Origin of the sequence: Kitasatospora sp. NPDC088779 (genome assembly GCF_040685395.1) — a bacterium.
Classification (GTDB): domain Bacteria; phylum Actinomycetota; class Actinomycetes; order Streptomycetales; family Streptomycetaceae; genus Kitasatospora.
The window spans coordinates 55,128-67,860 of record NZ_JBFBHW010000037.1; the positions used below are offsets into that span (position 1 = coordinate 55,128).

Sequence of the window (12,733 nt, forward strand, 5' to 3'; positions counted from 1 at the left end):
GCCGGGGCGCCCGTCACGCTGCCTCATCTCCCCCTTCCCCGTACGGATTTGGAGTCACCCGGTGTTCAAGGGATTCCGCAGCTTCCTGCTGCGCGGCAACGTGGTGGACCTCGCAGTCGGCATCGTGATCGGCGCGGCCTTCACCGCCGTGGTCACCGGGTTCGTCACCGCCTTCCTCACCCCGCTCATCGGGGTCGCCACCGGCGCCGTCGGCGACTTCACCCAGAAGACCTTCGAGGTGGCCGGCGCCCGGTTCCCGTACGGGGTCTTCGTCAACGCGCTGATCGGGTTCGTGCTGGTCGCCGCGGTGATCTACTTCGCCGTGGTGCTGCCGGTCGGCAAGCTGCAGGCGCGCTTCGAGTCGGCCAAGCCGGCGCCGGTCGTGAAGGTCGACTGCCCGGAGTGCCTGAGCCCGATTCCGGCCGCGGCGACCCGCTGCTCCTTCTGCACCTCGGAGGTCTCGGGCCGGCCGGGTCTCCCGGCGCAGGCGCAGGCGTTGCAGGCGAGCTGACCACGGGCCCGAGGCCGCTGACGGGGACTTTATTCCCGAAACATTCACGAGCCCTCGTCGGACCGTCGGCGGGGGCTCGAATGCGCCGGCGCACGCCCTGTCCGCAAAAGTTTCTCCGGCGGGCCCCGAACCGTCCACCGCCCGGTCACCGCAAGGGTTCGCCGCGCCGCCGTCCGGGTACTGTTCGATCACTGACGGCACGCCAAGGTTGTCCGGAACTGAACGCCGGTATGTCCGTTCTTCCTACTTTCGAAACCTTTGTGCGAGCGAAGACTGTGTAAACAGTCGAACTGCTCCCCCTCCCGCTCTCCTCAGCAGGCGCGTTGTGGGCTTACCGTATGCCCCATGACCTCGCCCCGCTCCTACGACGGAGTCGGCTACCCCTCTCCGTCCTTCTCCTCCGGCACGCCGATCTACGACAGCCTCGTGGCTGAGCGCGGCGTCCCCCAGATCGCACCCATCAACGTGCCGGCGGCCCTGCCGCCGGCCATGTCGTCCGGTTACGGGGCCAGCGCCGGCCCGTCCTACGAGAACCGGTACGGCAACGGGTACGAGAGCGCCGGCAGCAACCTCCCCGCGCTGCCGCCCGCCCGCCTCGCCCTGGGCCCCGGCCCGAGCAGCGGCCCCTCCGCCGGTCCCGCCACGGCGTACATCCCCGCGCAGCCGGCGCCGGCGTACGCCTCCGCGCCCCAGCCGCCCGTCCCCGGCTACGGCGCCCCCCAGCAGTACCAGCGGCCGCAGCCCGCCGCACCGGCCTTCGCGCAGACCGCCAGCGGCGGCTACCAGCCGACCGGCGGCCAGAGCTTCGGCGGCCAGAACACCTTCATCGGCGGCCAGGGCGGCCAGCAGTCCTTCGGCGCGCAGCCGATCGGCGGTCCGGGCGCGTTCGGCCCCGGGCAGCCGGGCGGCCAGCCGCAGGCCGGTCCGCAGAGCTTCGGCGGCCCCGGTCCGGCCGGCCCCGGCTTCCAGGGCCAGGGCGGCGACCAGGGCTTCGGCGGCGCCCAGCTGCGCCCGGCCATGGCGCCGGTCCGCCCGATGCAGCCGCAGCGCCCGGGCCCGTACGGCGAGCCCGGCAACAACGCCTACAACGCGGGGGGCCAGCAGGGCGGCTACCAGCAGCAGGGCCAGGGCTACTGAGCCACTGACCTCCAGGGCCGGACCCCACCCGGCCCGCACCCGCACCACCTGAGCACCACCCGGCGCGCTCCCCGCGCCGGGCGTACGGAGAAACGGGTCATCCACGGACCGCCCGGAACGCCCCCCACGGCGTCCCGGGCGGTCCGTGCGCGTACGGGGCTCCTGCGGACCGCCGGGAACCGGCTGGCAGGATGGGGGGATGCAGCTCACCGGACTCCACGTCTACCCCGTCAAGTCCATGTACCGCCTGAGCCCGGACACCGCCGCCGTCGAACCCTGGGGCCTGGCCGGAGACCGCCGCTGGATGCTCGCCGACGCCACCGGACGCTTCGTCAGCCAGCGCGAGAACGCCGCCCTCGGCCAGATCCGGCCCGACCTGCTGCCCGACGGCGCGCTCTCCCTCACCGCCCCCGGCGGCTCCCGGATCGAGGTCCCCGCGCCCGCCGTCGCGGCCGGCGACCCGCTCGCCGAGGTCGAGGTCTGGGGCACCCGCTTCCGCGCCGCCGAGGCCGCCAAGGAGGTGCACCGGTGGATCGTCGAACACCTCGGCGACTACCGCCTGGTCCACCTGGACGACCCGCGCGCCCGGCCGGCCGACCCCGACTACGCCGAGCCCGGCACCACCGTTTCGATGGCCGACGGCTTCCCCCTGCTGCTCACCACCACCGCCTCGCTGGAGCGGCTCAACGAGCTGATCGCCGCCGAGCACCCCGACGGCCACGAGCCGCTGCCGATGGAGCGCTTCCGCCCCAACGCCGTGGTGGGCGGCGCCGAGCCGTGGGCCGAGGACGGCTGGCGCCGGATCCGGATCGGCGACCTCACCTTCAAGGTGGTCAAGCCCTGCGGCCGCTGCGTCATCACCACCACCGACCAGGAGAGCGGCGAGCGGCGCGGCCCCGAACCGCTGCGCACCCTGGCCCGGCACCACCGGCTGCTGAAGAAGGCCGCGTTCGGGCAGAACCTGATCCCGGAGCGGCCGGCCGGCACCACCGGCGACGTGCTCGGCACGCTGCGCGTCGGCGACCGGGTCGAGGTGCTGGAGGACGGGGCGCAGTGGCCCGCCGACGCGCGGGGGTGAACCGGCGGCGCGCCGGTTCACCGGCTCCCCCGGCCGCCCCCGCGGCGCGGCCCCGGCTCGGAACCACGGGTGTGCGCGCTCGTTGAACATGTGGTCGGAACCTGTGGCGAAGGCGCGAGCCCCCGGTGCCCGCGCGACCGCGGCCGACCGGACCACCCGTGGAGGCGCGCTACGGTGGGCGGGCGGCCCGCGCGTACGGCCCGTTGAACGCCGGCTCGACGAAGGTGGGGACGACAGACCGTCATGGCAGAGCACAGGGTCCGGGTCACCCAGGACAGCGCATCCCGCTGGCGCCGCCGCGCAGGCGAGTACGACACCCTCGCGGAGGCCCTCGCGGCCGCCGAACCGGGCGACACCGTGACCGTCCGGCCGGGGACGTTCCGGGAGAACGTGCTGCTGGACAAGCCCGTGACGATCGTCCCGGCCCAGGGCCCGGGCACCGTCCGGATCGACCCGCCGTCCGGAGTGGCGCTGACCGTCACCGCCGACGCCACCGTCCGCGACCTCGTCGTCGAAGGCGGCGACAGCTCCACCCCGGCCGTCCTGATCACCGGGCCGCAGACCGCGCCCGCGCTCAGCGGCTGCCGGATCGAGACCCGCTCCGCCACCGGCATCGAGATCACCGACGGCGCCCGGCCCACCCTGCGCGGCTGCGTCGTGGCCAACCCGGCCGGACTCGGGCTGCGCCTGCGCGGCCCCGGCACCGCCGCCGCCCTGGAGGACTGCGAGGTCGCCGCCGCCGGGCAGGCCGGACTCGCCGTCCTCGGCGGCGCCACCGCCGCCCTCGACCGCTGCCGGGTCCACCACGCCGCCGGCGCCGGCGTCCTGCTCTCCGACCCTGGCAGCGCCGCCGAACTGACCGGCTGCGAGATCTACGAGATCCGCGGCAGCGGCGTCCAGGCCGAGTCGCAGGCCCGCGGGCGGCTCGTCGACTGCGAGATCCACCGGGTCACCGGCAACGGGCTGACCCTGGACGGCGAGGCCGAACTCGTCCTCACCGGCTGCCGGGTGCACGACCTGCCGGAGAACGGCGCCGACCTGCGCGGCCGCTCCCGGCTCAGCCTCGACCACAGCACCGTCCGGGACTTCGGGCGCGGGGCGCTCTCGGTCTGGGACCAGGGCACCGAGGCCGTCGCCGAGTCCTGCCAGATCCACGGCTCCACCGGCGAGTACCCGGCGCTGTGGGTCAGCGACGGTGCCCGGCTCACCCTCACCGACTGCTCGCTGTACGACCTGCCGGACGCGCTGTTCGTCCTCGACCGGGACTCCGCCGCGATCGCCGCGGACTGCTCCTTCAGCCGGATCCGCAGCTCGGCGGTCTCGGTCAGCGGCGGCGCGGCGGTGACCCTCACCGGCTGCCGGGTCCAGGAGGCCGGCACCGGCCTGTGGTTCCGCGACCACGGCAGCGGCGGCCTGCTCACCGGCTGCGAGATCTCCGACGTGGCCACCGGGGTGATCGTCACCAAGGGCGCCGACCCGGTGCTGCGCGACTGCACCGTCCGGGCCAGCACCGACGCCGGCGTGTACGTCTCGGCGCAGGGGCGGGGCACCTTCGAGGACTGCCGGGTCTCGCACGGCAAGGGCTTCGGCTTCCACATCATCGACGGCTGCCGCACCCAGCTGACCCGCTGCCGGGCCGAACAGAACGAGCGGGCCGGCTTCGAGTTCTCCGAGCCCGGGCCGGTCGCCGAGGGCTGCACCTCGGACGACGTCGGACCGGCGGCCGGCGCGGCCGAGGTACCGGGCCCGCGGACCGCCCAACTGGCCTCCGCCACCGCCCCGTTGGCCGGGAGGGCCGGTGTGGGCGGGATGGCCGGCACCGCCGTCGCGACGTCCGCTGCGGCTGCCGCCACCTCGGCGATCGCCCCGATCCCGGACTGCCGGCCCGCCGACGAGGCGCTCGCCGAACTGGACGCACTGGTCGGGCTGGCCACCGTCAAGCAGGAGGTGCGCACGCTCATCGACCTGATCTCCGTCGGCAAGCGCCGCCGCCAGGCCGGGCTCAAGGCGCCCTCGCTGCGCCGGCACCTGGTGTTCACCGGCGCCCCCGGCACCGGCAAGACCACCGTCGCCCGGCTCTACGGCGAGATCCTCGCCTCGCTCGGGGTGCTCCAGCGCGGACACCTGGTCGAGGTGGCCCGGGTCGACCTGGTCGGCGAGCACGTCGGCTCCACCGCGATCCGCACCGCCGCGGCCTTCGACAGCGCGCGCGGCGGGGTGCTCTTCATCGACGAGGCGTACGCGCTCGCCCCCGAGGACGGCGCGCGCGACTTCGGGCGGGAGGCCATCGACACCCTGGTCAAGCTGATGGAGGACCACCGGGACGAAGTGGTCGTCATCGTGGCCGGCTACACCCTGGAGATGAAGCGCTTCCTCTCCGCCAACCCCGGTGTCTCGTCCCGCTTCTCACGCACCATCACCTTTCCCGACTACACGGCGGACGAGCTGCTGGAGATCGCCCGGGCCCAGTGCGCCGAGCACGAGTACGCGCTCGCGGAGGCGACCGAGGGCGTGCTGCTGGACCACTTCGCCCGGCTGGAGCGCGGCCCCAACTTCGGCAACGGGCGCACCGCACGGCAGGTCTTCGAGACCATGGTCGAGCGGCACGCGATGCGGGTCGCCCACCTCGCGGACCCGTCGACGGAGGAGCTCCAACTCCTCGTCCCGGCCGACCTGCCGGGCGCACCGCTGCCCTGACGCCGGCGACTCGGCGCCGTGGCGTCGGGCGGGCGACGACCTCGGCGCCGGGCGGGCGGGCGACGACCTCGGCGTCAGCCCGTCCAGGCGCCACCGGCGAGGAAGGACTCCAACACGGCCCGGTACGGCGCGATGTCGATCCGCTCGCCGGCCAGCCAGTCGTCCGAGTAGTACTTGTCCAGGTAGCGGTCGCCCGGGTCGCAGATCAGACCGACCACGCTGCCCCGCCGCCCCGCCGCCCGCATCTCGGCGACGATCTTCAGCGCGCTCCACAGCCCCGTCCCGGTGGACGCTCCCGCCTTCTTCCCGAGCACCTGCTCCAGCACCCGCACGGCGGCGACGGAGGCGGCGTCCGGCACCTTCATCATCCGGTCGATCGCCCCCGGGACGAAGCTCGGCTCCATCCGGGGCCGTCCGATGCCCTCGATCCGCGAGCCCCGCTCGCAGACGGCGTCCGGGTCGTGGTGCACCCAGCCGTCGAAGAAACAGGAGTTCTCCGGGTCGGCGACGCAGATCCGGGTGTCGTACTGCATGTAGTGCACGTACCGGGCGATGGTCGCCGAGGTGCCGCCCGTCCCGGCGGTGGCGACGATCCAGGCCGGCTCGGGGTGCGGCTCCAGGCGCAGCTGGGCGAAGACCGACTCGGCGATGTTGTTGTTGCCGCGCCAGTCGGTGGCCCGCTCGGCGTAGGTGAACTGGTCCATGTAGTGCCCGCCGGTGCTCTCGGCGAGCCGGGCGGAGGCCTCGTACACCTCGTCCGAGCGGTCGACCAGGTGGCACTCGCCGCCGTGGAACTCGATCAGGTCGATCTTGGCCTGGCTGGTGCTCTTGGCCATGACCGCGATGAACGGCACCCCGACGAGCTGCGCGAAGTACGCCTCCGAGACGGCGGTGGAGCCGCTGGAGGCCTCGATCACCGGCTTGCCGGGGCGGATCCAGCCGTTGCAGAGCCCGTGGAGGAAGAGCGAGCGGGCCAGGCGGTGCTTGAGCGAGCCGGTCGGGTGGGTGGACTCGTCCTTGAGGTAGAGGTCGATCCCCCACTCACCCGGCAGCGGGAAGCGCAGCAGGTGGGTGTCGGCGGAGCGGTTGGCGTCGGCCTGGACCTTGCGCACCGCCTCCTTGAGCCAGGCGCGGTACTGCGGGTCGGTCCGGTCGACGTCGACGGTCGACTCGACGCCCGCAATCGGCTCGACGCCGACGGTCGGCTCGACGCCCGCGGTCGGCTCGATGCCGCCCGCTCCGCCGGACTGGGTCCCGCCGGGTTGGGTGCTCATGGCCACTCTCCCTCGTTACGACCCCCCACTGCTCACTACGAGTGTAGGAGAGTCACGATAAGTGACCGTTTTCGCAGCCCCAGCTTCCGCTTATCGCCCTGGTCCGACCTGTCGCCCCCCAGCCCGACGCCCGGCCCCGGAATCAGCCCGCCGTCACCGACTGCGGGTCCGCCAGGTACGGCCCCCAGCCCAGCTCCGCCGCACCCGCGAGTGCACCGTGCGCCAGCTCCGCTCCGACGATCGGCACCCGTCCGCTGCGCCCCCACAGGCTACGCTCGGCGACCACCGCGCGCAGCCGCTCGGGCGCGGCCTCCAGCAGGTCGAGGTGGAGCCCGCTGAGGACCACCCGGTCCGGGTTGAGGATGTTGGCGACGCCCGCGAGTCCGAGCCCGAGCCGGTCGATGACGTGTTCCACGGCGGCCCGCGCGCGTTCGTCGGTGGCGGCCGCCCGGCACAGCTCGCGCGCCTGGTCGAGCAGCGGGCGCCCCGGTTCGGGGGTGAGCCCGGCGGCGGCGAACAGGGCGTCGGGGTCGGTCTCGGAGTTCAGGCAGCCCCGGTTGCCGCACGGGCAGAGCCGGCCCTGCGGGTCGACGGTCAGGTGGCCGACCTCCAGGGCCAGCCCGGCGCTGCCGGTGTGCAGGTGGCCGTCGATCACCAGCGCGCCGCCGACGCCGCGATGGCCGGAGGTGACGAGGAGCAGGTGCCGGGCGCCGCGCCCGGCACCGTGCCGGTACTCGGCGAGCGCGGCGAGGTTGGCGTCGTTGGCGAGGGCGGTGGGCAGCGGCCGACGGGCGCCGGGGCCGTGGTCGGCACGACCCACCTCGACGTCGTACAGGTCGGCGACCGGGGTGCCGCTGGGCCAGGCGAAGTGCAGGGCGGCGAGCGCGGCGCCGTCGGGTTCGGTGACCGGGTTGGGCAGGGCGAGCGCGGCGGCGAGGCAGCGCCGGCTGGTCGCGCGGGCGAGTTCGGCGCCCGCCTCGGCGACGGCGCGCAGCATCCGGACCGGGTCGGTGGCGGCGGGCAGCGGCAGGTGGACGGGCGGGTCGAGCAGCCCGCCGAGGCCGGCCAGGGTGACGCTCAGCCCGTCGGCGTGGATCTGCCCGGCGACCACGACCGGGCCTTGCGGGTCGATCGCGAGCCGGTGCGAGGGGCGTCCGCGTCCGCCGCCGGCCGGGCGCGAGTCCACGGTGATCAGCCCGAGCGCCTCCAGTTCGGCCGTGACGGCCCCGGCGGTGGCCCGGGTGACGTCCAGTGCGCGGGTGAGCGCCGAGCGGGTGGGCGTCTGTCCGGTGTGGATGAGCGAGAGCGCGGGGCCGAGCAGCGTCCGACCGCGATCGGGGGCCGCGCGGCGGTGGGCGTCGCGCTGCGCCTCGAGGTCGGTTCCGGAACCTGGTCGCGGACTTGAAGGTGAGAGCTGCACGCCCCTATTGTGACTTTGTGCCGCTTCGAAACAAAATCCGCCCGCGTCCTCGACCCGACCAGACCTCCCTCCAGTCTCGCAGCACACCCCCCGGAACGGACAGCCCCTGGGGCTCGGCACGGCTCGCGCTCACCGCGTTCTTCGCCGTCGACGGCTTCCTCTTCGCCGCCTGGGTGGTCCGCATCCCGGACATCCGCAGCCAGGTCAACGCCTCGCACAGCGCCCTCGGGCTGGCCCTGCTCTGCCTGTCGATCGGCGCCGTCCTCACCATGCCGCTCGTCGGGCGGCTGTGCCTGCGGTACGGCTCGCGCCCGGTGACCGTCGGCTCGCTCGCCCTGCTCAGCCTCGCCGTCCCGCTGCCCGCACACGCCCACTCGGTCGCCGCGCTCGGCGGCGTGCTGCTGCTCTTCGGCGCCGGCTACGGCGGCGCCAACGTCGCGATGAACAGCGCCGCCGTCGACCTGGTGGCGCAACTGCGACGGCCCGTCATGCCGAGCTTCCACGCCGGGTACAGCCTCGGCGGTCTGCTCGGCGCGGGCCTCGGCGGGCTCCTCGCCGGTGCGCTGAGCACCGCCTGGGCGCTCGCGCTCGGCGGTCTGCTCGGCCTCGCCGTCACCGCCGCCGCGGGCGTCGTCCTGCTGCGCAGCCCGGCCGCGCCGCTGGTCGCGCCCGGCCGCACGGGCGACGGCGGCACCACCGGCGACACCACGAGCGACCACGGCACCCGCACCACGGCCGGCCGCCCCGCCCCGCACCTGCGGCTGCTCGTCCTGCTGCTCGGCCTCACCGCGCTGTGCACCGCGTACGGCGAGGGCGCGATCGCCGACTGGACCACCCTCCACCTCACCGACGACGTCCACGCCAGCCCCGGGACGGCCGCCGCCGGGTACGCCGCGTACGCCTTCGCCATGACCAGCGGAAGGGTCGGCGGCACCTGGCTGTCCATCCGGCTCGGCCAGACCCGGCTGATGCTGCTCGGCGGCCTGACCGCGGCGGCCGGCATGCTGGTCGCCGCCCTCGCCCCGGTGGTGCCGCTGGCCGTCTGCGGGTTCGTCCTGGCCGGCCTCGGCCTCGCCAACCTCTTCCCCCTCGCGATCGCCCGGGCCGGTGCGGCCGGAGGCCCGCAGGGCGTCGCGTTCGCCTCGACGCTCGGGTACGGCGGCATGCTGATCGGCCCGGTGGTGATCGGCTTCCTCGCCGACGCGGCGGGGCTGCCGATGGCCCTGACCACCGTCGCGGTGGCGGCCACGGCGGGGGCGCTCCTGCCGCTGGCCGTCCGTCGGCGCTGACGGGAGCGCCCGGGTCGTCGGCACGGCCGGTCCGACCGCCCCCACCGCCGACGGCCCCGGGCGGCTCCCGACGCGGCCGCGCGCGGACGTGGTGGCAGGATGCGGGCCATGACGAGCAGCGGACGGATCCAGGTACTGCGGGCGGACGAGCGCCCGGCCACGGCATGGCTCAACGGGGGCGGGGTGACCAGGGAGGTCGCCGGTTTCCCGGCCGGGGCCGGGCTGGACGCCTTCGACTGGCGGGTCAGCCTCGCGGACGTCGCGTCGGCCGGGCCGTTCTCGCCGTTCCCCGGCGTCGACCGGGTGATCACCCTGGTCGAGGGCCCCGGCATGACGCTCACCGTCGACGGCGCCGAGCACCTGGTCGACGAACCCTTCCGCCCCTTCGCCTTCTCCGGTGACGCCGTGACGGACTGTCGGCTGTCGGCCGGCCCGGTGGTCGACTTCAACGTGATGACCCGTCGCGGCCGGGTCGACGCCGCCGTGGACGTGCTGACCGCACCGGCCGCCGTGGACGTCCCGCCGGGGGCGACCGTCCTGCTGGTCTGCCTCACCGGTTCGGCCGCCGTCGACGGCGACGCGGTGCTGGAGCGCTACGACGCCGCCCTGCTGGAGGGGGCCGGCCCGCGCGAGGTGCGGGTCCGGACCGGCGGGGTCACCTCCGTGGTCACGCTCCGCCCGTCGCGCTGACGCCGGGGAAGCGGGACGCGCGGGCGCCCGGACACCGGAACGCCGCGGCCCGGGAGGTCTCCCTCCCGGGCCGCGGCGTTCCGACGGGTGCGGATCAGCCGCAGAACACCGGTGTGGCGTGCGCCGGATCCAGGGCGTTGGTCACCAGGTGCAGCGCCGTCGGCGAGAACGCGATCGCCACGTGCTCGGCGAGCGTGATCGGGCAGTGGTTCTGCAGCACCTCGTTGTCGACGGCCGGGCCGGTCAGGAACTGGGTCCGCCACGGGGTGACGACCTCGTCGTACACGGTCGAGATCACCGTGTAGGTCACGCCCGGCACGGTGTCCGGGCGGGAGGCCATCGTGCGGTTGAAGTCGGAGCCCACCGCCTGGTCGCGGCAGGCCTGGCAGACGGTGTAGATCAGGTCCGCGACGCCGGGGAAGTACGGCACGAGCTTGGTGATCCCGTCGAGCGTCGTGCCGTGGTTGGACGGCGCCAGGCCGACCAGCCGGCCGACCTTCGCGGCGCCGCCGAGGAACTTCAGGTAGTAGTTCGGCAGCATGCCGCCCTGCGAGTGCCCGACGATGTCGACCTTGGCCGCGCCGGTCGCCTTCAGCACCAGGTCGACGAACCGCCCGAGTTGGGCGGCCGACTCGGGCACCGGGCCCAGGCCGCCGATCGGCAGCAGCAGGCCGCTGCCGCTGGAGGTGACGCCCGGGATGGTGCCGTAGTCGAGCGCGAAGACGCAGTACCCGAGGCCCTTCAGCAGCGGGGAGAGGGCGAGCCAGTTCTCGTAGCGGTTGGCGAAGGTGCCGTGCACGAGGACCACCGGATCGGGGTGCGCGGCGCTCGGGCGGCAGTTCCAGTCGTTGGCGCCGGGCGGCGAGGCCACCGAGTCACCGTCGGGCGGCAGTTCGGCGGAGGCGGCGGCGGAGGTGATGGAGCGGGCGGCGGCGGGCGCGACGGAGGGGGACGTCGCGGCGCTCGCCGGGGCGGCCGACGCGCCGGCCAGCAGCGCGCCCGCCAGGACGGTAGCGCCGATGGCCCCGCCGAGCCTGCGGCGCACGGGAGTTGCGGAGAAGCGGAGAAGTGGGGTTCTCAACTGTTGCCTCCACGGCGGAAGTTTGTTACCAACAGGTAACCCGAGTGGCTCCATCATGCGGTCGCCCCTCCGGCCCGGCCCTTGGGCGTTCCCCAGACCTGGACGGTGTTCTCTGTGACCGGTCACAACGCACCCGCCGCCTCGCCCGGCCGCTCACCCGACGCCACACCCCGCTGCGAGCCGCACTCCGCGCCCACCGCCACCCCCGGCCGCATGCCCGACCGCACACCCGTCCGCGCGCCCGACCACACCGCCGACCGGATGCCCGGCTGGCGCGTCCCGGTGATCGGCGGCCGGCCCGCCGACCAGCGACTCCTGGGCGGTGTAGGCGAGTTGGCCGAGAGCGTGGTCGCCGCACTGCTGGACCGCGTGCCCGTGTACCACCGCCTGCCCCGCGAACAGCTCACCGGCGAACTCACCCGCGACACCGAGCGCCGGATCCGCGCCCTGGCCCACGCCGTCCGCACCGGACTCCCCACCCCCGACGAGGAGTTCGCCGCCGTCCGGGAGGCCGCCGCCCGCCGCGCCGAGGAGGGCCTGCCGCTGGACGCCGTCCTGCTCGCCCACCATCTCGGGCTGGAGGTCTGCTGGGAGTTCGTCACCCGGCACGCCCGCGACGGCGACGCCGCCGACCTGCTCGTCCTCAACCGGCTGCTGCTCGACCAGCTCCGCCAGGCCACCACCGCCGCCGGCGCCGGCTACCTCGACGAACGCCGCCCGGCCGGCGACCGGCACGCAGCCGCCCGGCAGTCGCTGCTCACCGCGCTGCTCGCCGGCGCCCCGGCGGACGAGGCCGCCGCCCGGGCCGGACTCCGACTACCGCCCCGGTACGCCGTCCTGTGCCTGTCCGTCGCCGACCACCCCGACGAGCACGCCCCCGGCGTCGACCCGGGCATCGCCGGCCGCCGCAAGCTCCGCCGGCTCATCGCCGAACTCGACCACCGGACGCGGCAGTCGGCGATCACCGCGCTCACCCCCTCGGGCGGCCTCGCACTCGTCCCGCTCGGCTCACCCCCGGAGGCCCGGCCGGAGCGAGCGCCCGGGCGACCCGGCACGCCCGCCGAGCTCCCGTGGCAGCACCTGGCCGCCACCGTCGCCGCGGCCGCCCGGGCCGGGGGCGTCCCCGTCCTGGCCGCAGCGGCGGCCGCCGCACCTGGCGAAGTGCCGAGCGCGGCCGCGCTCGCGTTCGAAGTCCTGGACGTGGCCCGCGCGTTCGACCGTCCACCCGGCCTGTACCGGCTCGACGACGTCCTGCTCGAATACCAGCTCACCCGCCCCAGCCAGGCCCGCCCCCGGCTCGCCGCACTGATCGAACCGCTCGCCGACGGCGGCGAGTTGCTCACCACCCTGCGCACCCACCTGGCCGGCGGGCTCAACCGGCGACACACCGCGGGCGCCCTGCACCTGCACCCGAACACCGTCGACTACCGGCTGCGCCGGATCGCCGCCCTCACCGGCCTCGACCCCGCCCGCCCCGCCGACGTCCTGCGGATCACCGCCGCCATCGCCGCCCGCGCCGCCGAACAGGCCCCCGCAGTCCGCTAGGGCGTGTCCGG

The 12,733-nt window shown here is 75.1% G+C and carries 9 protein-coding genes and 1 pseudogene; 7 read left to right on the forward strand and 3 right to left on the reverse strand.

All coding sequences use genetic code 11. The features are described from left to right. The first annotated feature begins 61 nt into the window (after positions 1 to 61). The 4 genes and pseudogenes from mscL to AB0P03_RS28850 all read left to right on the forward strand — a co-directional run bounded on the left by mscL (position 62) and on the right by AB0P03_RS28850 (position 5,423). On the forward strand, positions 62 to 511 hold the full coding sequence (gene mscL, locus AB0P03_RS28835) for a large conductance mechanosensitive channel protein MscL (RefSeq protein ID WP_363586878.1): 450 nt from the start codon (positions 62 to 64) through the stop codon (positions 509 to 511). 345 nt (positions 512 to 856) lie between these two features. Beyond that, positions 857 to 1,129, forward strand: a pseudogene (locus tag AB0P03_RS28840) (DUF6643 family protein); the annotation flags it as partial. Between the two features lie 718 nt (positions 1,130 to 1,847). Beyond that, entirely contained in the window at positions 1,848 to 2,726 is an 879-nt protein-coding gene (locus tag AB0P03_RS28845) for an MOSC N-terminal beta barrel domain-containing protein (protein ID WP_363631550.1), read from the forward strand. A 243-nt stretch (positions 2,727 to 2,969) separates the two neighbouring features. Beyond that, complete coding sequence (locus AB0P03_RS28850) at positions 2,970 to 5,423, forward strand: right-handed parallel beta-helix repeat-containing protein (protein WP_363631551.1); 2,454 nt, start codon at positions 2,970 to 2,972, stop codon at positions 5,421 to 5,423. Positions 5,424 to 5,497: 74 nt separating this feature from the next. On the opposite strand, the gene AB0P03_RS28855 is transcribed toward AB0P03_RS28850, so the two are convergent. Further along, positions 5,498 to 6,697: a PLP-dependent cysteine synthase family protein gene (locus tag AB0P03_RS28855; RefSeq protein ID WP_363631552.1), complete on the reverse strand. Its 1,200-nt coding sequence runs from the start codon at positions 6,695 to 6,697 to the stop codon at positions 5,498 to 5,500. Positions 6,698 to 6,839: 142 nt separating this feature from the next. Then, positions 6,840 to 8,018, reverse strand: coding sequence for an ROK family protein (locus tag AB0P03_RS28860; protein ID WP_350884287.1), 1,179 nt, complete (start codon positions 8,016 to 8,018; stop codon positions 6,840 to 6,842). Positions 8,019 to 8,134: 116 nt separating this feature from the next. Between AB0P03_RS28860 and AB0P03_RS28865 the strand changes: the two genes are divergently transcribed. Both AB0P03_RS28865 and AB0P03_RS28870 read left to right on the forward strand, forming a co-directional pair. Next, positions 8,135 to 9,406 (forward strand): MFS transporter, encoded by a 1,272-nt coding sequence (locus AB0P03_RS28865; RefSeq protein ID WP_363631554.1) that lies wholly within the window; start codon positions 8,135 to 8,137, stop codon positions 9,404 to 9,406. 108 nt (positions 9,407 to 9,514) lie between these two features. Continuing rightward, complete coding sequence (locus AB0P03_RS28870) at positions 9,515 to 10,096, forward strand: HutD family protein (RefSeq protein WP_363631556.1); 582 nt, start codon at positions 9,515 to 9,517, stop codon at positions 10,094 to 10,096. Between the two features lie 94 nt (positions 10,097 to 10,190). Here AB0P03_RS28870 and AB0P03_RS28875 read toward each other — a convergent pair whose 3' ends face one another. Next, positions 10,191 to 11,015 carry an alpha/beta fold hydrolase gene (locus tag AB0P03_RS28875; protein ID WP_363588765.1) on the reverse strand — a complete coding sequence of 275 codons (825 nt, stop codon included), beginning with the start codon at positions 11,013 to 11,015 and terminating at the stop codon, positions 10,191 to 10,193. Positions 11,016 to 11,291: 276 nt separating this feature from the next. On the opposite strand from AB0P03_RS28875, the gene AB0P03_RS28880 reads away from it, so the two are divergent. Beyond that, positions 11,292 to 12,722, forward strand: coding sequence for a helix-turn-helix domain-containing protein (locus AB0P03_RS28880; RefSeq protein ID WP_363631558.1), 1,431 nt, complete (start codon positions 11,292 to 11,294; stop codon positions 12,720 to 12,722). The last annotated feature ends 11 nt before the right edge of the window (positions 12,723 to 12,733 follow it).

What these genes read in the sequence shown, in the direction of transcription:
- AB0P03_RS28850 (WP_363631551.1), top strand. Translation starts at nt 2,970, where the DNA reads ATGGCAGAGCACAGGGTCCGGGTCACCCAGGACAGCGCATCCCGCTGG.
- AB0P03_RS28870 (WP_363631556.1), top strand. Translation starts at nt 9,515, where the DNA reads ATGACGAGCAGCGGACGGATCCAGGTACTGCGGGCGGACGAGCGCCCG.
- AB0P03_RS28845 (WP_363631550.1), top strand. Translation starts at nt 1,848, where the DNA reads ATGCAGCTCACCGGACTCCACGTCTACCCCGTCAAGTCCATGTACCGC.
- AB0P03_RS28855 (WP_363631552.1), bottom strand. Translation starts at nt 6,697, where the DNA reads ATGAGCACCCAACCCGGCGGGACCCAGTCCGGCGGAGCGGGCGGCATC.